Genomic DNA, 22,039 nt, shown 5'->3' on the forward strand with positions numbered 1-22,039 from the left:
CTGTCCTTCCGTCGGCGGCTTACTTGGCCGAGAGGACGATCTGCCCGGTATAGCGACCCGGCTTCACGGTCTTTGCCCGGCCATTGACGCGCAGTGTGCCGTTGAGCTTGGCGCCGGGCGCGATGTCGAGGGCGGTGAGGTACGATGGCCCGGTTACCGTCCAGACCGAACCAGCGCCCAGCGTCACCGACAGGCCCTTGCCGCCCGGGATCGCCCCGGCGGTGTTCACCACGTGACCGACTTCCTGGTACGTCGCACGGCGCGGGGCCGCACCCGACGCCGGAGCGACGGTGGAGGTGGAAATTCGGCCCGTAACGCTGGCGTTTTCAAAGCGCAGCGCCATGCCGCTGCCCTTGGGACGCGCGTTGTAGAAATCGCCCGCGACCGTGGTGTTGCGGAACGTGGCGGTCACGTCCGGGCTGATCGGCGGACCCTTGGGCGCGCCCGGGGGCGGGCCGCTCATGCCCGGGGGAAGCGCGGTCATGCCTTCGGGAATTTCACCCTTCAGCATCGCCACCATGAACGGATCGTCGTTTTCCATGGACTGCAGGATAACGCCGTTGCCGGCCGAGACTTGCGCTCCGTCGACCACGACGTTCGTGCCAAGGCCCTTCACGAGGATGGCGGTCTGCGCGGAATCCATCACGCTGCCCTTGTCGATGGTCAGCGTGCCGCCGCCTTCGCCCGAGTGCATCACGATGCCGTAGCGATTGGAATGTACGCGCGTGCCGTTGGTGAAGGTGACGCTGCCCTGGGCCGCCATGATGCAGGCCACGTCTGCCGCGCGGACGATCGAGCGGCTGAAGGTGTCGACGCTGTCGCCGATCGAGTAGCAGCCGTATCCGCTGTCCACGGTTTCGATCACGCTGTCGTTGACGAACATGCGCACGTGCGTGTTGTCGTCGGTGGACATCGCGCCCCAACCTTGGGCCCGAATGTGCGAGCGGTTGTAGGTAACCGTGCCCTGATCGACCAGGTTGGTCGCGCGCACGTTGCCCGACAGGCCGAGCATCCATGGCACTTCCATCATCTTGCCCACGTCGACGGTGAACTTGTAGTCGGCCGGCAGCGTACCGTTGAGCACTTCGATTTCGGCATCGTTGACCGTCACGTCGGAATGGCCGCCGACGAAGATCGCCGTGCGGATCGCACCGCGCGTGCGGATCACGGGGCGGTCGATCGTCACCTGCGCCTGATCGCGGGCGGCGATGCCGGCACCGAAGCCGGCGAAATCGTTGCCGCCGTTCCCGACGAGGTCGATCACCGGATGATCGATGCGATAGGCGCCCTTGCCGCCTACGGTGATGCCGTTGAACCGTTCCCCGTGCGAGGTGATGACTGCGTTCGACAGCACGCCCGGCTGGCTCGAATACCCGCCGGCAAGCGCAGCCGTGACCGAACGCGCCGGATCGAGCGCGCCATCGGTGACATAGGCGGCGGCCCGGAAGTGGTGTTCGGGCAGATCGTGATACTTGACCGGAATGTCGTCGGTCACGCTCAGCACCACCTTGCCGGCATAATGGCCCGGAACGAGCGGCATTTCGACGCCGTTCACGGTGAGGGTAAGCAGCTTCCCGGCCGGTGCCGAAGGCATGTCGGCAGCGGTGAGGGTCAGGTCGTCATAGGCGGTCGTGGTGGCGACCGGGGCGGCGTGCGCCAGCGGCGCCAGCAGCGCGATTGCAGTGCCCAGCAGGGCGGCCTTGTTCATCTCTCGATCCCTTTGTTGGCGACGAGGTCGCTGGAGGTCGTATTGGGGGGGAGGGGCAGCAGGAACTTCAGCGAGCGGAAACGATCAGCTCGCCACCCGACTTCAGGTGGATGCGTTGCGGTTTGAGCGAACCGTCCGCCGTCACGGCGCGGACGGTGACGCCCTTGGGCGCGTCGATCGCAGGAACGGAGGCCGCAGCCAGCACGACTTCTGATGCAGCGGTCGCCGTCCAGCGGCTGCCGGCATCGGCGGTGAGGACGACATTGTGCAGCGCGCCGGCAAGCTGCGCGCCCTCCAGCTTCAGCGCCAGCGCCCGGTCGGTATCGGTGTTGGCGACATCGCCCTTGAGGACCGCCTTGCGCAGCGTGAGCGCCACGCCGGGCACGGGCTTGCCGCCAGTCTTCGTCGCGTTGGGATCTTCGTTCTTGATCACGCTGAGCAGCTGGCCCGACGTGCTGGTGATGGCGCCGCCTTCGATGGTGATGGCGGCGTTTGCGCTCTTCACCAGGATGGCAGGACCTGCGGAGACGAGCGTCGTGTCCTTGAGGTTCAGCTCGGCCGTCTCGGTCGGGTCGAAGGCCATGACGGAATGGATCATCACCCCGTTGCGTCCGACCTTGCCGGTCACGCCGTTGAGGTCGATCCGCGCCTTGCCGGCGATGATGCCCAGTTCGCCGCCGCTTTCCACGACGGTGCGGTTCAGCACCACGTGCGCGCCGAAATCGGCATAGGTGCCATAGCCCTTGCGCTTCACGCGCAGGACGCAGTCGTTCGCCTCGAGATAGAGTTTGCCGCCGGTGGCATCGGTGGACAGCGCGCCCCAGCCATCGGCTTCGATCGTGGTGCGGTAGAAGAAGCTGCGCGAATTGCTCATGGCGAGCACGGTGCGCGCGTTGCCGTCGAGGCCGAGCGGTGCGGGCGGCTCCATCATGCCGGGGCCGATGTGGCGAATATAGCCGACCGGCAGCGCGCCGCCATTGGCGATCAGCGTGGAATCATAGACGCGCAACGTGGCGTTTTCGGCGGCAACGAGTGCGGAAGAGGTCGCGCCGCTGGTTTCGATGCGAACATGGTCCACGACGAGTGTGGCGTCATCGCGCACCAGCGCGCCTGCACCTATGCCCAGGAAGTCGTTCTTGCCCATCCCGGTCAGCGCGATCTGCGCATTCTTGAGCGTGAACGCGCTGCGCCCACCGCTGACTATGACGCCGTTGTACTGGTCCTTGGGCGAGTTCAGCACCAGGCCATCGGATGCGGTGGCGCTACCATCGCGAACAACCAGCGCGGCATCGTATTTGGTGTCCGCCATCGTGGGCATCGCTAGGGGCGGGCCGGGTGGCACGCCCTGGGCGTTGGCAAAAGGCATGGCGAGCGCGGTTGCGAGCAGGAGGCCCGCACAGGATAGCGATCTGGTTGTCATGACATTCCCAATTGGGGGCGGGGGCCGGTCACGCCCCCCGCCTTTCGGTTCAGAAGGACACGCGGGCCGTCGCGCCGTAAGTGCGCGGCGCACCGACGGTGTTGTAGCCAACGAAATACCCGGTCTTCACGGCCTTGTCGGCAATGTTGCGGGCGAACACGGTGAAGCCGTACAGCTTGTCGGCCGACTCCCACGAGATGGATGCATCGGCGGTGGCGTAGCCCTTCTGCAGCGCTGCCGACGTGTTGTTCGGCGCAACGAACTGCTTGCTGACATAGCGACCATCTACGCGCGCGGTGACGCTGCCGCTCGTGTCCAGATCGAACACGTGCTGGTAACCGCCCTTGACGGTCCACGCCGGGGCGTGCGGCAGGCGCTCGCCCTTGAAGTTCACCGCAGTGAACGGATCTGCCGGGTGCAGGATCAGATCGCCGTCGATCTTCGAATGCAGGTACGAAACGCTTACGTTGACGGTATCGTCGACGGTGAGGGCAGCCTGTGCATCCAGTTCGAGGCCGTAGTTGGTGGCATCGACATTGTAGAACACAAGGTTCGGACCAGCTGCGCCGATGAAGAAGTCGACGACCTGGTAGTCCTTGTAATCGTAGTAGAAGCCCGAAGCGTTGATCTGCAGGCGGTTGTCGAAGAAGCGGTTCTTGATGCCGGCTTCGTACGAGTGCAGGCGCTCAGGCTTGAACGGGCTGCCGTCGAACGCATTGACGCCGCCCGGACGGAACGCGCTGGAGGCAGTGAAATACGCCAGCGACGTCGGGCTCAGATCGGCTTCCAGACCGGCGCGATAGTCGAAGAAATCGCCCTTGATCTTGCCGCCGACGATGTTGCCGAACACGTCGGTGCCCCGCGCGCGGCGCTTGTCCCAGCTCTGGCGCACGCCGCCGATCAGGCGAAGGCTGTCGGTCACCGGAACCGTGACCTGTCCGAACACGGCGTTCGAGATGCCCCGGTTGCGCGAGAAGCCAGCCTGGCTGCCATATTCCGCGTTGGCTTCCGAGAACGTGTACTGGCTGTATTCGTAGTGATACAGGCCGACGATCCACTTGACCGGTGATGCGGGATCGGAGGCATAGCGAACTTCGCCGCTGTCCTGCTCGATGTTCTTGGGATCGTAGCCGTACGCGCCGCGACCGCCGAAGTACCCGCGGTTGGTTCCCGAACCGTGCTGGTAGGCAGGGATGATCGTCAGCGTGCCAGGCCCGACCTTCCAGTCGATCTGCGACCACACCTTGTAGCCGTGGTAGTTCTGACCGCCGATGCCGGGGTCTGCCGTGGTGTAGTAATCGCCCGTGGTGAAGTTGGCGGATTCAACGGCACCCTCGCCCTTGCCCTTGATCCACGCGCTTTCGTACCCGGCGAGAACCGAAAGATCCTCGGTGGGCTTCCACAGCAGCTTGGCGCGAACACCGGCGCCCTTCTGGTCGTTGTGGCCGTTGCTGAGGTAGCCATCGCGCGAGATGCCGGTACCCGAGACGCGCAGCGCCAGGGTTTCGCCGATCGGCACGTTGAGCGCCGCTTCGCCACGGAACAGGCTGTAATTGCCGACGCCGATGTTGGCGCTGCCGCTGGTTTCGCCCAGCTTGGGGTTTGCGCTGATCATGTTGACCACGCCGCCGGTGGCGTTGCGGCCGTACAGCGTCGACTGCGGCCCGCGCAGCACTTCGACGCGGTCGAGGTCGTAGAAGCCGATCGTGTTGGCTTCGGCGCGGATAGAGTAGACGCCATCGAAGTTCGTGGAAACCGAGCTTTCGCCGACCCCGGGAGGCGTGTCGGTGCCGAGGCCGCGGATCGAGATGACGAACCCGCGCGCCGCGCCCTGCACTTCGACGCCGGCCACGTTCTGCAGCGCTCCGTCCGCCCCAGTCTGGGCAAGCGCGCTGATCTGCTGACCGGTGACGACCGCGATGGAGATCGGGGTCTTCTGGATCGTCGAGGTGGTCTTCTGTGCGGTCACGATGATGTCCGTGATGCCCGCAACCGGCGGTTCGGCACCGCCAGGCGCGTCTTCAGCCGCATGCGCCAGTGCCGGCGCCATCATGACGAGCGCGATCGCGCCCATCGAGCAGTTCCATCCTGTTTTTTTCATCCCATTCCTCCCAAGATAAACCGATTAATTATTGTGAAATTCCATGACTGCTTGCGGCCTCTCACCACGCAGTTGCCCCGGCATCGACCGGGATATCCGCGCCGGTGACGTAGCCAGCCTCGTCGCTGGCAAGCCATGTAGCTGCGAACGCGATGTCGCGCGGTTCGCCCAGTCGCTTGACCATGTTCTTGGCCAGCACCTTCGCCTCGAAGGCAGGATCGGACGACAGGTGCCGATCGGTGGCCGCGGTCCGGATGAAGCCCGGCGCGATGGTGTTGGCGCGGATGTTGTGTGGCGCGCCTTCCATGGCCAGCTGGCGCGTCATCGCCAGCACGCCGCCCTTGCCGGCGCAGTGGGCCAGCGCCGGCGAGCCTTCAAGCGCATGGCGTGCGTTGGCACTGGCGAAGTTGATGATTGCCGCGGCACCGCTGGCCTTGAGGAAGGGCCAGGCTGCCCGCGTGGGCAGGAACACGATGTCGAGTTCGCCGGCCAGCGTGCGCTTCCAGTCATCAAAGGTCAGCGTCTCGATCCAGTCGAACACGGCAAAGGCTGCGGCGTTGACCAGGATGTCGATGCGGCCGTGCCGGGCGCCGATGGCCGCGAACAAGGTCTGCACCTGCGCTTCGTCTGTCAGGTCGGCCGAATGATCTGCGCCTTTGATGTCCACGGTTTCCACCGTGGCTCCTTCTTCGCGGAACATCTGGGCGATGCCTTCACCGATGCCGTTGGCGGCACCGGTGACGACCGCCACCTTGCCCTTCAGGCGATCAACCATGGAGACCCCCAGCCACCGCCACGGCGTCGCCCGAGCGGGTGATGCGGCCGGCCGCAATGACCACGACGATCAGGCCGACGACGGCTGCGGCCGAAAGCACGCTGAAGGCGTTCTGCAGCCCGCCGGTGGCGTTGGCCGAAAATGTTACGATCACCGGGCTGAGGAACTGGCCCAGGGCAAAGGCGCTCTGCCACATGCCGGCGCCACGACCGCGAACCTGGAACGAGAGCAGGCTCATCGCCCAGACCAGAAGGGTCGGCAGCAGCAGGCCCGCGCCGAGCTGGTTGAGGAAGCAGCCCGCGAGGAAGCCGGTGGGCGTGCTGGCGCGGCCCATGGCAAGGAAGCCGACGGCAAGCAGGCTGAATTCGATGGTCAGCAGGCGCTGCACCGGCCAGCGACCGATCCGCGAGTAGATGAAGGTGCCGAGCGGCACGCCGATGCTGGCGATCGAGGTAAGGAAGCCGACGCGTGCCGGATCGGCTACGCCAAGGACGCCAAGCCCGCTCGCCGCCTGGATCTGCACGGTGTAGAAGAAAACCGCACCATAGATGGTGACCGCAAGGATCACGGCCATGCGGCCCCAGGGAAAGCCGGCCCAGCTCGAATTGTGGGGCGCAGCTTCGGCCTCATCGCCGCCGTTGTTGCGGACATCGCCCTGCGGTTCCCACGTGAAGCGCAGGACAAGCGCCAGCATGATCAGCGCCGAGGTGTAGACCCAGAACGGCGTGCGCCAGCCGAACGCGCCCAGCTGCCCACCGACGTTGAAGAACACCAGCGCCGACATCGAGGCAAACGCGGTCTGCGCGGCTAGCCATTTGTCACGCGCGGCGCCGTGGAAATAGTCGCCGATCATGGTGGTCGAAAGAACCATGATCAGCGCTTCGGCCACACCGACGCCGACGCGGCTGATGAGGATTGCGGTCAGGTCCTTCAGGAACACGGGCGCCACGCCGACGATGGCATAGAGTACGAACGAGGCGATCAGCAGGCGACGGCGGCCGAAGTAGTCTCCCAGCGCACCGGCCGCGGTGGACAGCAGCGCAACGCACAACGCCGGGATCGTCAGGATCATCGGAACCCAGTAGTCGAAGCCGGGCACCGAGGCGTATTCCGCCAGAATCTTCGGCAGCACGGGCGCCAGCAGTACGATCGCCATTGTTGAAAGCGTAATCGGCAACAACAGCGCGATGCCTGTCATCGCTGTGGGTTGATGATGCTTGGTCATGCAATGTCCTTGTCGAGCGGACGAGGCTTTGCCGAAGTTTGCTGCGACCGCTCCCACATTTGTGGGAGCGGTCCCACATGCGGGCCGTAAAAACGCGCCGCGCCCTCGTGCAATCCTCTACCGTGTTCTTGTTGAGCGCATACCGCCAGCTTTGCCATCAATTGACAAATGCAATCTGCGAATGGCTCCCTATCCAAAAAGCAGGATGGTGGATTTTGTGCGGACGGTGAGGCAAGAGGGCACGGACAGGAGGATCCAAGCCCCGTGAACAACAGGCGCCCGACCGGAACGGACGTGGCACGTCTTGCCGGCGTATCGAAATCGGCGGTGTCGCGGGTCTATGCTGGCGGCTTTGTTTCCGAAGAGGCGCGCGAACGGATCGTCGAGGCCGCGCGCATCCTCAAGTACCGGCCCAACAACACCGCGCGGTCGCTCACGACCAATCGATCGCACCTTATCGGGCTGGCGATCACCGGGCTCGACAACCAGTTCTACCCGTTGATGGTGGACCTGCTCCACCAGGCGCTCCGCGATGCGGGCTATCGCATGGTGCTGTTCGTCACGCACGGTGAGGCAGACCTCGACCCTGTGCTGGACGAGTTGCTGGGATACCGGCTGGACGGGGTGATCCTCGCCTCGAGCAGCCATGCCGCGCGCGTCGGGCACGAATGTCTCGAAGCCGGGGTGCCCGTGGTGATGCTCAACAATGTGGACCCCGAAGACCGCGTGCCTGGGGTCTGCACCGACAATGTGGCCGGGGCCGAGGAAATCGCACGGTTTCTGCTGGATGGGGGGCATCGGCAACTGGGTGTGGTCAGCGGGCTGGAGGAAAGCCTCGCCGCCGCCGAGCGAGCCGCTGCGTTCAGCCGGATCGTGGAAGCGCACGGCGAGGCGACGGTGCGGACCGAATGCGGGCATTTTTCCGAAGACGGCGCCTATGCTGCGGCACGCCTGCTGCTGAGCGGCCCCAACAGGGTGACCGCCCTGTTCTGCGTCACCGACTTCATGGCCTTCTTCGCGCTGGCAGCGGCGCGCGACCTGGGGTTGGAGCCGGGGCGCGACGTGGCGATCTTCGGCTTCGATGACGATCCGATTTCCAGCTGGCGCGCGTTTCAGCTGGCAACTTTCCGGCAGCCGCTTGAAGAAATGGTGGCGACCGCAGTCGACATGCTGGCCGCGCAAATCCGCGGGCAAGCGCTGCCGATGGGCACGCGGCGTCTAGCGGGGAAGATCATCCCGCGGCTCTCAGCAAGCTTTGCGTAGATGGGCGGCAGGGAACGTGAAACTGGAGCGGGTAGCGGGAATCGAACCCGCATAGCCAGCTTGGAAGGCTGGTGCTTTACCACTAAGCTATACCCGCTCGGGCCGGCATCTAGCCGATGCGGCGCGCTTGCCACCAACGACGTGTCGCCGTCAATCCCCTAAGGCTGGCGAAGGCGGCGAAGCGACCTGTCGAACGGCGGTCCAAGCGACGTGCCAGGCCGAATTACCGATGGCTTGAGCGGAAGCGGCGGGGAGTGCGGTTTTACCCGGCGAGCGCGGGGACGATCGAGCTTTCGGCCGCGCGGCGCGGAAGGCGGCCGTCGACCTGGGCGCCGTGTTCGATGGTCAGCGCTTCGTAGTGAAGATCGCCTTCGATCCGCGCGCTGCGCAGCACGACGAGCTCTGTCGCCTCGACGTTGCCGACGACCTTGCCGGAAAGCCGCGCCGCCTTTGCGACGATCGAGCCGCGGATCGTGCTCTGTTCGCCTTGCACCACGCTGGCGCAATGAATGTCGCCGTCGACGTCGCCATCGATGTGCAGGTCCGAGGAGGCGGTGATATCGCCGCGCACGACAAGGTCGGCGCCAAGGATCGAGAAGGTCCCGCCAGCGCCGCGCTCGATCCTGCCCGCAGATGTATTAGCCACGGTCTTTCTGGAAAACATCGCGATTGGCCTCAAGGAAGGGACGCGGGTTGACCGGACGGTCGTTGATGCGGACTTCGAAGTGCAGATGCGGACCGGTCGACCGGCCAGTGCTGCCGATCTGGCCGATGACCGCGCCGGCCGACACCTTGTCGCCAAGGTGCGCCCCGATGCGCGACATGTGCGCATAGCGCGTCATCAGGCCGTTGCCGTGGCTGATCTCCACGCAGTTGCCATAGCCCTGGCGCACGCCGGTGAAGCTGATCGTCCCGGCCGCCGCGGCGTAGATCGGGGCGCCGATCGGCCCACGGAAATCGAGCCCTGCGTGGAATGCGGCTTCGCCATCGAACGGGTCCGCTCGGTAGCCGAAGCCGCTCGAGATGTATTCGAGGCTGGCGGGCAGGGTGTTGGGGATACGGGCAAGCCCGTTCTGCATTGCGCTCATGCGTTCGAGCGCGCGACCGAAGGCGACGAAGCGCGGATCGGCCGGAGCGGCGCCGGCGCGGATCAGCGGACCACCCATGGCCTTGCGATCGGCAGCGGCGATCATCGCGGGATTGAGCCCGACGCGGCGGATCGCGGTTTCGGCGCGGGCGCTGCGCGCCTCGGCCAAGCGGGTCAACTTGTCGACCAGTGCCAGCTGACGCGCTTCGATCCGGGCAAAGCGACCAGCGTCCGGGCCCGCGGCGGGATTGGCGAGGGAGATTTTCGTCCTGTCGGCCTTTTGGGATGTGGCGTCGGCGGGATTGGTGCTTGCGGCGTTTGCGGGCAGATCGCCGGCGTGGCCCTCGATCATTTTTTCGAGATAGTCCTGCCGCCGCTCGAGTTCCTGCGCTACGCCACCAATACCGTTGCGGTACTTCGCGACCTGCGCTTCGGCATCGGCCACGGCAGCCTCGCGCTGTTCCAGCCGGTTGCGCTCGGCGCCGGCGACCATTTGTGCCACGAGCACCCAGCCGAGCACGCCGATCCAGGTTAGCAGCACCGCACCGACGACGGCAGCAGCCGTCATCTGCAGCTTGCCGGACACGCGCACGAATCTCACCGTGCCATCGGCACGCATGAAGAACTCGCGGTCGGGAAACCACCGGCGCAGGCGCGCGAGCACCTTGTGGGTGGTGATGGCTGGCAAGATGGGCGACCCCCGGTGTTGTTCTGTGCGGCTGCGTCCGATCGCAGCGCGGGTGGCGTCTAGGCTGTGGTTTCCGCAGGGTCGAATCGAACGAGGCTGAGTCGTGCCGCTGTGACGACGAGTCGAATTTTCCCACCGTTATTTTTGCGTTGAACGGGAACCGGTGGGCCGAATCGGCATTGTTGCGCGCCGTTTGGACCGAGTCGCGAACGGCCAAGGCTGACAAGGCCCGCTGGCGGTGGTAGGGGCGGCGCATGTCTACGCAGCCCCAGTTCGCCGCTTCCTCGATCGAGGATCTCGTCGCTTCGCTCGCCCGCGCCGGTCGCGTTGCGGGTCGTGTGCTGGCGCGGCTGACTCCGCCAGAGAAGGAGCGTGCGCTCAAGCTCGCCGCGGCAACGCTGCGTCGGGCCTCGGCGACGGTGCTGGCCGCCAATGCCCGCGATGTCGCCGCGGCCGAGGCGAACGGCCTGACCAGCGCGATGATCGACCGGTTGCGGCTCGATGAAAAGCGGCTCGAAGGCATTGCCGCAGCCATCGACGACGTGGCCGTCCTGGCCGATCCCGTGGGTGCGGTGATCGATGAACAGGCCCGCCCCAATGGCATGGTGCTGCAGCGCGTACGCATCCCCATCGGCCTGATCGGCATCATCTACGAAAGCCGCCCCAACGTTACCGCCGATGCCGCCGCGCTTTGCGTGCGTTCGGGCAATGCCGTGCTGCTGCGCGGCGGGTCCGAGGCGGTGCATTCCAATCGCGCGATCCATGCAGCGCTGGTCGAGGGCCTGGTCGAAGGGGGCGTGCCCGCCGAAGCGGTGCAGCTCATGCCCACGCAGGACCGGGCGGCGGTCGGCGCCATGCTGACGGCGGCCGGGCTGATCGACATGATCGTGCCGCGCGGGGGCAAGAGCCTGGTTGCCCGCGTTCAGACAGAGGCGCGCGTGCCCGTTCTCGCCCACCTCGACGGCATCAACCACACCTATGTCCACCACGATGCGGAGCCTGCGATGGCGAGCGCGATCGTGCGCAACGCCAAGCTGCGTCGCACCGGCATCTGCGGGGCGATGGAAACGCTGCTGATCGATGCGACCTATCCCGATCCGCATGGACTGGTGGAGCCGCTGCTGGCCGAAGGTTGCGTTCTGCGCGGCGATGCCCGGGCGCAGGCGATCGACCCGCGCATCGCGCCCGCCAGCAACGAGGACTGGGATACCGAATATCTCGACGCGATACTTTCGGTCGCGGTGGTCGACGGGCTGGACGATGCGCTGGCGCACATCGCGCGCCATTCGTCGGCACATACCGATGCGATCGTTGCCGCCGACCAGGCCGTGGCCGACCGTTTCCTGACCGAGGTCGACAGCGCGATCGTGATGCACAACGCTTCGAGCCAGTTCGCCGATGGCGGCGAGTTCGGCCTTGGCGCCGAAATCGGCATCGCCACCGGGCGGCTTCATGCCCGTGGGCCGGTCGCGCTCGAGGGCCTGACCACCTACAAGTGGCTGGTGCGCGGTTCGGGGCAAATCCGGCCCTGACCGCACCATGGCATCCCGGCGGCCGGTTGACCCGGCCACGGAGCGGCGTACATCCCGCTTCGGACGGGTGCGAAAGGACAAGCGATGCGTAGCAACCGACTGGGTTCCACTGGCCTGATCGTCTCCGAACTGTGCCTGGGCACGATGACCTTCGGCACGACCAACGGCCGCTTCGGCGCGATTGCCGGGCTGGATCAGGGCGCATCGACCGCGCTGGTGCGCCAGGCGCTCGATGCCGGCATCAACTTCATCGACACCGCCAATATCTATTCCGAAGGCAAGTCCGAGGAGATCACCGGGCAGGCGCTGCGCGACCTTGGCATCAAGCGCAGCGACGTCGTCATCGCCACCAAGGCCATGGGGCCGATGGGGGCAGGGCCGAACGACGCCGGCATGTCGCGCGTGCACCTGCTCGACCAGATCGATGCGAGCCTGTCGCGGCTCGGCATGGACCACGTGGACCTGTACCAGATCCACGGGTGGGATTCGCAGACGCCGATCGAGGAAACGCTGCGCGCGCTCGACGACATCGTCCGTACCGGCCGCGCTCGCTATATCGGCGTGTCCAACTGGGCGGCGTGGCAGATCATGAAGGCGCTCGGCATATCCGAACGACTTGGCCTTGAACGCTTTGCCTCGCTGCAGGCCTACTACACCGTGGCCGGGCGCGATCTTGAGCGCGAGATCGTGCCGATGCTCCGCAGCGAAGGGGTCGGGCTGATGGTATGGAGCCCGCTTGCCGGGGGTCTTCTCTCCGGCAAGTATACACGCGCCGGGGAAGGCGAAGGGCGCCGCGCCAGCTTCGACTTCCCGCCGGTGGAGCGCGAGCGTGCCTTCGACGTGGTCGATGCGATGCAGCAGATCGCCACCGCCAAGGGTGTGACCGTGGCGCAAGTGGCGCTCGCCTGGCTGCTCTACCAGCCGGTCGTCTCCACGGTGATCGTCGGTGCAAAGCGCGCCGAGCAGCTTGCCGACAACATCGGCGCCTGCGAGGTCGAGCTGACGGCCGATGAACTGGCCAAGCTGGACAAGCTTTCGGCCTTGCCGCGCGAATACCCCGGCTGGATGTTCGAGATGCAGGGCAGCTATCGCGACCGCGCGGTTTCGCCAAGGCGCGTGCCCGGTTGAACAGGCTTGCGATTCTGACCGGCCTGCTCGGCGGCAGCTTCAATCCGGCGCACGGCGGCCACAGGCGGATAAGTCTGTTCGTCGCCGATGCGCTGGACCTCGACGAGGTATGGTGGCTGGTATCGCCGGGCAATCCACTTAAGGACAAGGCGGGGATGGCACCGCTGCCGGCGCGCGTGGCCTCGGCCGCCGCGCAGGCGCGGCGCGCGCCGATCAAGGTTAGCGCGATCGAGCGGGAACTGGGCACCCGCTTCACCATCGATACCCTGCGCGCGCTCAGGCGGCGGTACCCCAAACGACGCTTCGTGTGGATCATGGGGGCAGACAATCTGGCGCAGTTTCACCGCTGGCGCGACTGGCGCGGTATCGCGCGGGAGATGCCGATTGCGATTGTCGCGCGTCCGGGGTATGATAGCGCCGCCTTGGCGAGCCCCGCCATGGCCTGGCTGCGCCGCTGGCGCCGGCGAAGCGGACAGAGACTTGATGGCGCAAGCGGGAGCGCACCAGCGCTGACCATCCTGCGTTTCGATCCCGATTCGCGCTCGGCAACGGAAATCCGCGCCGCCGATCCGGACTGGCATCGCCGGATATCGTCGTTGCCCTCGCTCCGCGATGCGGTGACGCATCGGGCGATCGACGCCAGATCCTTCCGGGACTTGCGCGCTTGACCCCCGCAACGCTCCTCCAACCCACCCTGCAGCGCGGCAAGACCGGTGCCATTCCGGTTTTTGCGCGTTGTGTCATTCAACCGCGTGTCATTGAACTGCCCGCCACGGAGACCATCTTCACCACATGACTACCCTCGAACCCGTGCCGGCCGCTGCCGGTATTGCTCCCAAGGCCGCTCCGGCCAGCCTGCACGATCTGGTGCTGCAGTCGCTTGACGACGACCAGGCGCAGGAAATCGTCTCGATCCCGCTCGAAGGGAAGAGCTCGGTCGCCGATTTCATGGTCATCGCCTCGGGCCGTTCGACGCGCCAGGTCGCGTCGATGGCGCAGAAGCTTGCCGAGCGGATCAAGCACGGTGGCTATGGTTCGGTGCGCATCGAAGGCCTGCCGGCTGCCGACTGGGTGCTGATCGACGCTGGCGACGTGGTGGTTCACCTGTTCCGCCCCGAAGTGCGCTCGTTCTACAACCTCGAACGGATGTGGGCGTTCGGAGACCAGGGCGCGGCCTGAGCCAAGCGGGCGCCGCTGTTCCCTACCCCCGAGCAGGGGGAGGGGGAACGACTGGCGCCACGACATGTCCTTGATACGCCATGCTCCTCCACATCATCGCCCGTGGCCGCATCGGCCGCTCGCCCGAGGGCGAGCTGGTAGACCGGTATGCCAAGCGTATGGGCAAGGACTTCAAGGTGACCGAGCTGCCCGACAAGGGTGGCAGCGTCCCACCGCCGATGCTGAACCCGGTGCGCACCGTTGCGCTCGACGAGCGCGGCCGGCAGCTGACCAGCGTGGAATTTGCCAAAATCCTCGAACGCTGGCGCGATGATGGCGTGCGCGAGGCGCGCTTCTTGATCGGCGCCGCCGACGGGCATGAGGAAGCGCTGCGCAAGGATGCCGATCTGCTGATCGCGTTCGGATCGTGCACCTGGCCGCACATGCTGGCGCGCGCGATGCTCGCCGAGCAGCTGTTTCGCGCGACCAGCATTATCGCTGGTCATCCCTATCATCGCGAGGGATAAGCACGGGCGTTAGCTTCCATGACGTCGCGCGCCGCACTTCTTCTCCTTTCCGCCTGCCTTGCGCCTCTGGTCGCGTGGGCTGCGTTCGGCCAGGCCGCGCCCTACGGTTCAAGCGCAGAGGCGGGCAATGCCTTGCGCGAAGCATCGCAGGCGCTGGCGATGGCCGAGGCACGGGCAGAACGGCTCGACCGGCAGGCCCGCCAGTCACGCGCCGAGGCAGAACGCACCGCCGCCGAAACCGCGGCCACTGCCGCGCGGATCCAGCAGTCCGAAGCCGAGATCCGCCTCGCACAGGCGCAAGCCGTTGCGATCGATCGCCAGCGCGACGCGCTGCGCTTGCGCATGGCTGCGCGGCAGGAGCCGGTGGTTCAACTTACTGCCGCGCTGGAAATGATCGCGCGTCGGCCTCTGGCGTTCAGCCTGATGCGCACTCAGTCGCTGCGCGACACCGTCTACTTGCGCGCCGTGCTGGAATCGGTAGCGCCGGAAGTCCATCGTCGCACCGCTGCGTTGCGCGGCGAGATCTTGCGCGGTCGCGCCCTCAAGAAGAGTGCACAAGCGGCCGCTGCCCGGCTGAAGGCCGGCGAGGCGGCGCTGGCGCGGAGAAGGAGTGAACTTGTCGCGCTGGAAAGTCGCCAGCGCGTTGCAGCCCGCGCCTCGCAGGGCAGCGCCAGCCGCGAGGCCGATCGCGCGCTCGCTCTTGCCGAAGAAACACGTGACCTGTCCGCACTGGTCGGCCGGCTGGAAGCCGATGGCGCGTTGCGCGCGCAGCTGGCCGCCTTGCCGGGACCGGTGCAGAGGCCGGCGCGCCCGGGCGACGTGCTCGTAGCCGATCCCATCGCGACAGCGCCGAGTGCCGAAGCGCGCTTTTCGTGGATTGCACCGCTCGGCGGACGCATCGTCACCGGCTTCGGCGAAGCGACGCAGGCAGGCGCCGCGCGCGGCCTGACTTTCGCGCCGTCGCCCGGCGCGCAGGTAGTGGCGCCTGCAGCTGGACGCATCGCCTTTGCCGGGCCCTATCGCGGCTTCGGTCGGATCGTGATCATCGAGCACGACGGCGGCTGGTCAAGCCTGGTCACCGATCTCGGCAACCTGACCGTCGCCGTGGGAGACCGGGTGCTGCAGGGCTCGCCCCTCGGCAGTGCGGGCGCCGGTCGGCAGACCGTGACGGTCGAGTTGCGCAAGGATGGCCAACCGGTCAATCCGCTGACCGTGACCCAAGGCTGACTTTACGTCAGCGGCGAGCCGCAATCGCACGATCCTGACCTTTCGCCATCTGGCGTTCAGCGCGGTCGCGCTATAGAAGCAGGCGCAATGAAGCTTCCCATGCCCAAGGCCGCGATGGCCAAGCCCCCCGCTTCGCCGCGGCGCCTTTCCACGCTGCTGCGCATGACCGCGCTGGTCAGTGCGGTCGCGCTGCTGCCTGCCGCCACGGCCGGTCTCGCTGCGGTCGACGCCAAGAGCGGCCCGCAGTTCGGCAAGCTGCTGGCGGTCTACGAACGGATCAAGGCGAACTACGTCGAGCCGGTGGACGACGACAAGCTGATCAAGGGCGCGATTGACGGGATGCTGGCGACCCTCGATCCGCACAGCTCCTACCTGGATGCGCGCGATTTCGAGAACCTGCGCACCCAGACCGATGGTTCCTATGGCGGACTTGGCCTGTCGGTGACGATGGACGATGGCGCGGTAAAGGTGATCGCGCCGACCAAGGGCAGCCCCGCCGACAAGGCTGGGGTCAAGGCGGGCGACTACATCACCCACCTTGACGGCAAGCTGATCTATGGCGGCACGCTCGACGAGGCGGTGGACCAGATGCGCGGTCCGCCGAATACTTCGATCAAGCTGACGATCTTCCGCCCCGGTCGCGACGAGCCGTTCGACGTGACCGTCACGCGCCAGATCATCGACCTGAAGCCGGTCGACTGGAAGGTCGACGGCAACATCGGCGTGATCTCCGTGTCGCAGTTCAGCGCCAATGTCGGTTCCGAAGTCGCTGCGGCGTGGAACCAGATCAAGCTCAAGACCGGCGGTCGTCCGGGCGGGCTGGTGCTCGACTTGCGCGGCAACCCCGGCGGCCTTCTGGACGAGGCTGTGTCGCTCTCCGACCAGTTCCTGGAAAAGGGGACGATCGTCTCGCAGCGCGGCCGCTACGCTCGCGACAACGAGGTTTACAATGCCCAGCCTGGTGACATCGCCAAGGGCGTGCCGGTGATCGTGCTGATCGACGAAGGTTCCGCTTCCGCGTCCGAAATCGTGGCGGGCGCGCTGCAGGACCAGCACCGCGCGCTGATCATGGGGCAGCGCAGCTTCGGCAAGGGCAGCGTTCAGACGCTGATCCAGCTGACGTCCACCACCGCGCTGAAACTGACGACGGCGCGCTACTACACCCCTTCGGGCCGCTCGGTGCAGGAAGGCGGCATCGATCCCGATATCGCCGTGCCGCAGATTTCCGATCCGGATCTGCGCAAGCGTGCGCTGCGCTCTTATCGCGAAAGCGACCTGCGCGGCCATCTCGTCAACGAGATCAAGGACGACAAGGATCTCGAAAAGGACAAGATCGAGGACCCCCGCTTCAAGATGACGCCCGAGGAACTGAAGGCCAAGAACATCGAGGACTTCCAGCTGTGGTATGCCGAACAGACGCTTGGTCGCACCACCCCGCAGGCCCTCGCTGCCCGCAAGCGCTGAAAGCACGGAAACGATGACCCCGCAGCAATCTCGTAGCGCCGCCTATACGCTCGCCCTGCTGGTGCCCGCCGCACTGATGGGCGGGGCGCTCGTCTCGCAGTACGTCTTCGGTCTCTACCCATGCGAGATGTGCTGGTGGCAGCGCTACCCGCACATCGCGGCCATCGTGCTGGCCGGGCTGGCGCTTGCATTGCGCAAGAGCCCGCTGGGCGACGTGCTTGTCCGGCTGGCAGCAATCGCCATCGGGATCAGCGGGCTGATCGGCGCGTTTCATGCCGGTGTCGAATATCACTGGTGGGAAGGGCTTACCGCCTGCACGCGCACCGCGTCCGCAGGCGGCGACCCGCTCGCCGCAATCATGGACGCACCGGTGATCCGCTGCGACGTGGCGCAGTGGACGCTGTTCGGGGTGAGCCTTGCCGGCTTCAACTTCCTGATCTCCACGGTTGGGGCCGTGGCTGTGTTCGTGCTGCTGGGCCGGGGAAAGACGAGGATCGCATGACCGCTGTTTCGCGCAAGACTGCCAGCATGCTCCGGGTCGACCAGGCCGGCGAATATGGCGCGACCCGGATCTATGCCGGGCAGATGGCGGTGATGGGCGACCGCGCACCGGGCTCGCAGGAAATCGCTGGCATGGCGCGGCAGGAAGAGGAGCACCGCAAGCGCTTCGACGCGATGATCGCGCAGCGCGGCGTGCGCCCCACGGCATTGCAGCCCTTGTGGTCCGTTGCCGGTTTTGCGCTTGGTGCGGCGACAGCATTGCTGGGGCCCGAAGCGGCCATGGCCTGCACCGCCGCGATCGAGACCGAGATCGACCAGCACTATACCGAACAGCTTGAGGAATTGGGCGAGGACGATCCCGAGCTGGCCGCGATGATCCGCGAATTCCGCGACGACGAGCGCGAGCATCGCGATGCCGCGTTCGCTGCCGGGGCCGAGCGTGCGCCCGCCTACCCGCTGCTGTTTGGTGCGGTGCGCCTGGGCTGCCGCGCCGCGATTGCCCTGTCCAAGCGGATCTGAATCGCATTTCGCGTCTTGATTGACCGGAGCCAAGGATCTGGCTTCATTGTGCGTTCAAGGCCAAGGGTGCCGAACATCTGGATGTGCCAATGGACGGCGCAAGTTCTGAACGGAGTGCCACATCGATGAAGCCGTTTCTTGTCGCAGCCGCTGCTGCCTCCGTCCTGGGCCTCTCCGCCTTTGCCCCGTTGCCCGCGCTGGCGCAGGCCGCTCCGGGTGAGAAGGTCAATCAGCTGATCGTCTATGGCGACGATCCGTGCCCTGAATCGGCCGATGGCGCGATCACCGTCTGTGCGCGCAAGGATGAATCCGAACGCTTCCGCATTCCGCCGCCGCTGCGCGACAATCCCAACGCGGCCGTCAACCAGAGCTGGACGGACCGGGTCAAGGCGTATGAGACGGTGGGCGCGGCGGGCGCCTATTCGTGCTCGCCGGTCGGCTCCGCCGGCGCATCGGGCTGCATGGCCAAGCTGATCAACCAGGCCTATGCCGAAAAGAAGCAGTCGACCGACGTGCAGATGGGCAAGCTGATCGAGGCCGAGCGCGAGAAGCGGCTGAAGTCGATCGATGCCGATGCCGCCGCCGAACAGGCCCGCGTCGAACAGCTTGAAAAGGAATACGACGCCCGTATTGCCCGCGAACGCGCGGCCGAGGCATCGCCAGCGCCTGCCGCCCCGTCGGCAACGCCCGCGCCGGGATCGCTCGCCACCCCGCCGCAGGACTGACTGGTCAGCGCACCACGCGCCCGTTCGGCATCACGTGCGGCCGCTCGCGTTCGATCCACGCGAGCGCCGCCGCGCTCGCGTCGGACGTTGCGGCAAACGTGAACCCGGGTAGGTGCAGGTCAACGACGAAGCGCAGCCTGTCGCCGGTGGCCCCATCGGTCAGCGTCACCGTGCCATCCTCCTCGATCGCGAAACCGCCATCGCCCAGTGGCTGGTCAACGCGTAGGCTGGTCGTGCTGTAACTCACCATCTCGCCGCCCAGCGCAACCGAAACCTCGTAGCTCTCGATCTGATCCGCATTGGCTGCGCCGCGTTCCAATGCCGCCGCGACCGATCCTGCCGCCGCGATACGCGCATCCACCTCGGGCCGGCGCGAGCGGGCCAGCGCCATGTGTTCGCCCGCCACGATCAGGCCCCCATCCATCGCGTGGGCAGCGCCGCTTGCCGCGTCGACCAGCTCGACCAGCCGCAAGCCAAGAAGCGGGCCTGTCGTCGCCAGCTGGCGCCAGTCCTCGACATAGGCGCCAGACGGCGCGAATTCGAGCACGGCATTGCCGATGAAGCGCAGCTCGGCAGGCTCGGGCCAGATCTCGTGCGGCTCGTAGCTGCGCGCAACGGACCACGACATGCGCGCCTGCGCCGCATCCCACAGCGTGTCGCCGGTCCAGCCCTGCCGCATGGCGAGCGGCGTGCGATTCCCGTGTGACAGCCGCAGGTCGATGGTAAAACTTGCCGACTGGAACCAGAACACCAGCGTCGCCTCGTCGGTCTCGCCGGTGCAGAAGGTGATGCTCTTGCGGCGGAATGCACCCAGCAGGCGGGGCGGGAAGGGCACGCCTTCAAGCCGGCCAACGGGGCCGAGCGCATCCAGCAATTGCGTTAAATTCATGCTCGCGCGGCTTCGACGTTGCGGCCGAAGCTGTCGAGCGGCACGGCATCGTTGAGCACAAGTTCGCCCCGCGCCACCCGCTCCTTGAGATAGCGGAACGTCTGCGCGGTCTGGTTGAAGAGATGCTCGCCGGACTTGAGTGGGGCATATCGTGGAACTTCCCCGCGCACCACGGGCGCCACCACATGATCATAGTCGCAGGCATGGAACAGCGCGAAGGAGTACCGCTCCTGCGCCACCTTCTTCACCCGGTGCCGCGTCGCGACATACCGTCCGTTCGACATGATCTCCATCATGTCCCCGATGTTTATGATCAGCGAGTTGGGCAGCAATGGCACGTCCAGCCATTCGCCGTCGCGATCGACGATCTGCAACCCGGCCGTCGTCGCGTGGAGCAGGGTAAAGCACTCGTAGTCGGTGTGCGAGCCGATCCCCGGGCGATCGTGCGCGGCGGGATCATGGGGATAATGGATCAGCCGCAACTGGCTGGGCGGGTGCTGGGTGTGGGCGTCGAAGAAATCCTCGTCCAGCCCAAGCGCCAGGGCGAACGCGCCGAAGATCTGCCGCCCGATCCCGGTCACGTGTTCGTAGTAGGCAAGCACGTCTTCGCGGAAGCCCGGCATCGCCGGCCACAGGTTCGGTCCCAGCAGCGGCCGGCGCCCGTCTGTGGGAAGGTAGTCGCAATTAATGTCAAACGCCTCCTTCAGGTCGGGCGTGGCGTTGGCGAACTGTTCCTCGCCCACCGGAACGTAGCCCGAATGGTTGAGCGAACCGCCGATGTAGCTTGCCATCTTGGCCGCCTCATCCTGCGCGAAGTAGGTCTTGGCGCGCGCAAGCACCCGGGCGAACACCGCCGGATCGAGCTGCGCTCCGGTGATGTAAAGGAAGCCCGCATCGGCACAGGCACGGTCGAGCTGCTCGGCCACGGCCTTTCGCTCGGCAAAGCTGCCGTGCGCCAGCGGAGTGATGTCCAGCACGGGAAGAACGGCGGTTTCGGTCATGCCCACCGCCATAGGCCGCCCGGGTCATAACGCCATTGGCGACATTCTTATGTTTTTCATCGATCTCATCTATGCCCTTCGGTCAAGTCGCGGTATTTGTGGGGGCATGAGTGACCGCGTCCCCCTGATCGACCGCAAGTTCGCCAGCCGGGTCGACTGGAACCTGATGCGCACTTTCGTCGACATCGTGCGCGCCGGCGGCATCGGCGCTGCCGCGCGCCAGCTGAACCGCCAACAGCCGAGCATCAGTGCAGCGCTCAAGCGCCTTGAAGAGCACGTTGGGGCAACGCTGCTCACCCGCACCGCCAGCGGCGTCGAAATGACCGAGGCGGGCAAGGCGATGATGGTCCTGTGCGAGGACATGCTCGAAGCCGCGCGGATGATGCCGCACCAGATTGCGCAGGCGACAAAGCGCGTCGAAGGGTTCGTACGCATCCAGATCGTCTCGGGCCTCGTCTCGCCCGAATTCGACGAGGCGATCGCCAGCTTCCACCGTCGCAACCCGGCAATCCACATCGAGATTCGCGTCTCCCCCTGGCGGGAGGTGCTCGACGCGCTCGAACAGGGCGAGGTCGAGATCGGTGTCGGCTATGACAGCACCGTGCGCGGCAGCCTGATGTACGAACCGCTGCTGGTCGAAAGGCAGCAGCTCTATTGTTCGCGCTCCAGCCCCTATTTCGGCTATCGGGTCAGCCGCCTGCACGAACTGAAGGACGAAGGCTTCGTCCTGACGGGGGAGGACGAGATCGAGCTGATCACCCATTTGCGCCGTCGATACCGCTTGGGCACGCGGGTGAGCGGCCAGGCCGAGGACATCAACGAGGCGCGCCGCCTGATCAAGCTCGGCGTCGGCATCGGTTTTCTGCCCGTTGCCGCGGCGGAGGCGGAGGTCGCCAAGGGCGCGCTGTGGCCGATGCTCCATGCCGATTTCGAACCGGCCTACGACATCTATCTGCTCGCTCGAACCGATCCGGCGCGCGACACCGCAACCCAGCTTTTCTGGGATGAAGTCTTCCGACGGGTACGATCGCTGCACAGGTCATAGATCGGATCTATGCCTTTCATCGGATATATACGCCTGTCTTCATGACGCGTCGCAAC

At 66.1% G+C, this 22,039-nt stretch carries 21 protein-coding genes and 1 tRNA gene; 12 read left to right on the top strand and 10 right to left on the bottom strand.

The window, feature by feature from the left end; translation table 11 throughout:
• Nucleotides 1–19 precede the first annotated feature (19 nt).
• From AACH40_RS03390 to AACH40_RS03410, 5 genes are all read right to left on the bottom strand, one after another.
• Entirely contained in the window at nucleotides 20–1,708 is a 1,689-nt protein-coding gene (locus tag AACH40_RS03390; protein ID WP_338644191.1) for a hypothetical protein, read from the bottom strand.
• Between the two features lie 67 nt (nucleotides 1,709–1,775).
• Complete coding sequence (locus AACH40_RS03395; protein WP_338644192.1) at nucleotides 1,776–3,128, bottom strand: hypothetical protein; 1,353 nt, start codon at nucleotides 3,126–3,128, stop codon at nucleotides 1,776–1,778.
• Between the two features lie 49 nt (nucleotides 3,129–3,177).
• Nucleotides 3,178–5,229: a TonB-dependent receptor gene (locus tag AACH40_RS03400; protein ID WP_338644193.1), complete on the bottom strand. Its 2,052-nt coding sequence runs from the start codon at nucleotides 5,227–5,229 to the stop codon at nucleotides 3,178–3,180.
• 61 nt (nucleotides 5,230–5,290) lie between these two features.
• Nucleotides 5,291–6,004 (bottom strand): SDR family NAD(P)-dependent oxidoreductase, encoded by a 714-nt coding sequence (locus AACH40_RS03405; protein ID WP_338644194.1) that lies wholly within the window; start codon nucleotides 6,002–6,004, stop codon nucleotides 5,291–5,293.
• Nucleotides 5,997–7,229, bottom strand: coding sequence for an MFS transporter (locus AACH40_RS03410; RefSeq protein WP_338644195.1), 1,233 nt, complete (start codon nucleotides 7,227–7,229; stop codon nucleotides 5,997–5,999). The genes AACH40_RS03405 and AACH40_RS03410 overlap by 8 nt, the downstream gene beginning before the upstream one ends.
• A 264-nt stretch (nucleotides 7,230–7,493) precedes the next feature.
• On the opposite strand from AACH40_RS03410, the gene AACH40_RS03415 reads away from it, so the two are divergent.
• Nucleotides 7,494–8,492, top strand: a complete 999-nt coding sequence (locus tag AACH40_RS03415; RefSeq protein WP_338644196.1) for a LacI family DNA-binding transcriptional regulator — start codon at nucleotides 7,494–7,496, stop codon at nucleotides 8,490–8,492.
• Nucleotides 8,493–8,515: 23 nt separating this feature from the next.
• On the opposite strand, the gene AACH40_RS03420 is transcribed toward AACH40_RS03415, so the two are convergent.
• The 3 genes from AACH40_RS03420 to AACH40_RS03430 form a co-directional block, all read right to left on the bottom strand.
• Nucleotides 8,516–8,589 (bottom strand) — tRNA-Gly (locus tag AACH40_RS03420).
• Nucleotides 8,590–8,754: 165 nt separating this feature from the next.
• Nucleotides 8,755–9,138, bottom strand: a complete 384-nt coding sequence (locus AACH40_RS03425) for a polymer-forming cytoskeletal protein (protein ID WP_338644197.1) — start codon at nucleotides 9,136–9,138, stop codon at nucleotides 8,755–8,757.
• Nucleotides 9,131–10,267 (bottom strand): M23 family metallopeptidase, encoded by a 1,137-nt coding sequence (locus AACH40_RS03430; protein WP_338644198.1) that lies wholly within the window; start codon nucleotides 10,265–10,267, stop codon nucleotides 9,131–9,133. The genes AACH40_RS03425 and AACH40_RS03430 overlap by 8 nt, the downstream gene beginning before the upstream one ends.
• A 254-nt stretch (nucleotides 10,268–10,521) precedes the next feature.
• Here AACH40_RS03430 and AACH40_RS03435 point away from each other — a divergent pair, with 254 nt between their 5' ends.
• The 10 genes from AACH40_RS03435 (at nucleotide 10,522) to AACH40_RS03480 (ending at nucleotide 19,048) form a co-directional block, all read left to right on the top strand.
• On the top strand, nucleotides 10,522–11,799 hold the full coding sequence (locus tag AACH40_RS03435) for a glutamate-5-semialdehyde dehydrogenase (protein WP_338644199.1): 1,278 nt from the start codon (nucleotides 10,522–10,524) through the stop codon (nucleotides 11,797–11,799).
• A gap of 84 nt (nucleotides 11,800–11,883) precedes the next feature.
• A complete protein-coding gene (locus tag AACH40_RS03440) occupies nucleotides 11,884–12,927 on the top strand; it encodes an aldo/keto reductase (RefSeq protein WP_338644200.1) in 1,044 nt (347 codons plus the stop codon).
• Nucleotides 12,924–13,595 (top strand): nicotinate-nucleotide adenylyltransferase, encoded by a 672-nt coding sequence (locus AACH40_RS03445; RefSeq protein ID WP_338644201.1) that lies wholly within the window; start codon nucleotides 12,924–12,926, stop codon nucleotides 13,593–13,595. Before AACH40_RS03440 ends, AACH40_RS03445 begins: the two co-directional genes overlap by 4 nt.
• A gap of 124 nt (nucleotides 13,596–13,719) precedes the next feature.
• Nucleotides 13,720–14,106 carry a ribosome silencing factor gene (rsfS, locus tag AACH40_RS03450; RefSeq protein ID WP_169492286.1) on the top strand — a complete coding sequence of 129 codons (387 nt, stop codon included), beginning with the start codon at nucleotides 13,720–13,722 and terminating at the stop codon, nucleotides 14,104–14,106.
• Nucleotides 14,107–14,186: 80 nt separating this feature from the next.
• On the top strand, nucleotides 14,187–14,612 hold the full coding sequence (locus AACH40_RS03455; protein ID WP_338644202.1) for a 23S rRNA (pseudouridine(1915)-N(3))-methyltransferase RlmH: 426 nt from the start codon (nucleotides 14,187–14,189) through the stop codon (nucleotides 14,610–14,612).
• An 18-nt stretch (nucleotides 14,613–14,630) separates the two neighbouring features.
• Nucleotides 14,631–15,839 carry a murein hydrolase activator EnvC family protein gene (locus tag AACH40_RS03460; protein ID WP_338644203.1) on the top strand — a complete coding sequence of 403 codons (1,209 nt, stop codon included), beginning with the start codon at nucleotides 14,631–14,633 and terminating at the stop codon, nucleotides 15,837–15,839.
• Between the two features lie 87 nt (nucleotides 15,840–15,926).
• Nucleotides 15,927–17,303 (top strand): S41 family peptidase, encoded by a 1,377-nt coding sequence (locus AACH40_RS03465; protein ID WP_422394877.1) that lies wholly within the window; start codon nucleotides 15,927–15,929, stop codon nucleotides 17,301–17,303.
• Nucleotides 17,304–17,316: 13 nt separating this feature from the next.
• A complete protein-coding gene (locus AACH40_RS03470) occupies nucleotides 17,317–17,805 on the top strand; it encodes a disulfide bond formation protein B (RefSeq protein WP_338644204.1) in 489 nt (162 codons plus the stop codon).
• Nucleotides 17,802–18,323 carry a demethoxyubiquinone hydroxylase family protein gene (locus AACH40_RS03475; RefSeq protein WP_169492291.1) on the top strand — a complete coding sequence of 174 codons (522 nt, stop codon included), beginning with the start codon at nucleotides 17,802–17,804 and terminating at the stop codon, nucleotides 18,321–18,323. Before AACH40_RS03470 ends, AACH40_RS03475 begins: the two co-directional genes overlap by 4 nt.
• A 125-nt stretch (nucleotides 18,324–18,448) precedes the next feature.
• Nucleotides 18,449–19,048 carry a hypothetical protein gene (locus AACH40_RS03480; RefSeq protein WP_338644205.1) on the top strand — a complete coding sequence of 200 codons (600 nt, stop codon included), beginning with the start codon at nucleotides 18,449–18,451 and terminating at the stop codon, nucleotides 19,046–19,048.
• Nucleotides 19,049–19,052: 4 nt separating this feature from the next.
• Here the strand turns inward: AACH40_RS03480 and AACH40_RS03485 are convergent, their stop codons facing one another.
• Both AACH40_RS03485 and AACH40_RS03490 read right to left on the bottom strand, forming a co-directional pair.
• Nucleotides 19,053–19,937: a hypothetical protein gene (locus AACH40_RS03485; protein WP_338644206.1), complete on the bottom strand. Its 885-nt coding sequence runs from the start codon at nucleotides 19,935–19,937 to the stop codon at nucleotides 19,053–19,055.
• Nucleotides 19,934–20,938 carry an isopenicillin N synthase family dioxygenase gene (locus AACH40_RS03490; RefSeq protein WP_338644207.1) on the bottom strand — a complete coding sequence of 335 codons (1,005 nt, stop codon included), beginning with the start codon at nucleotides 20,936–20,938 and terminating at the stop codon, nucleotides 19,934–19,936. The genes AACH40_RS03485 and AACH40_RS03490 overlap by 4 nt, the downstream gene beginning before the upstream one ends.
• A 106-nt stretch (nucleotides 20,939–21,044) precedes the next feature.
• On the opposite strand from AACH40_RS03490, the gene AACH40_RS03495 reads away from it, so the two are divergent.
• Nucleotides 21,045–21,983, top strand: coding sequence for a LysR family transcriptional regulator (locus AACH40_RS03495; RefSeq protein ID WP_169492295.1), 939 nt, complete (start codon nucleotides 21,045–21,047; stop codon nucleotides 21,981–21,983).
• The last annotated feature ends 56 nt before the right edge of the window (nucleotides 21,984–22,039 follow it).

Origin of the sequence: Novosphingobium olei (genome assembly GCF_037076535.1) — a bacterium.
Lineage (GTDB): Bacteria > Pseudomonadota > Alphaproteobacteria > Sphingomonadales > Sphingomonadaceae > Novosphingobium > Novosphingobium olei.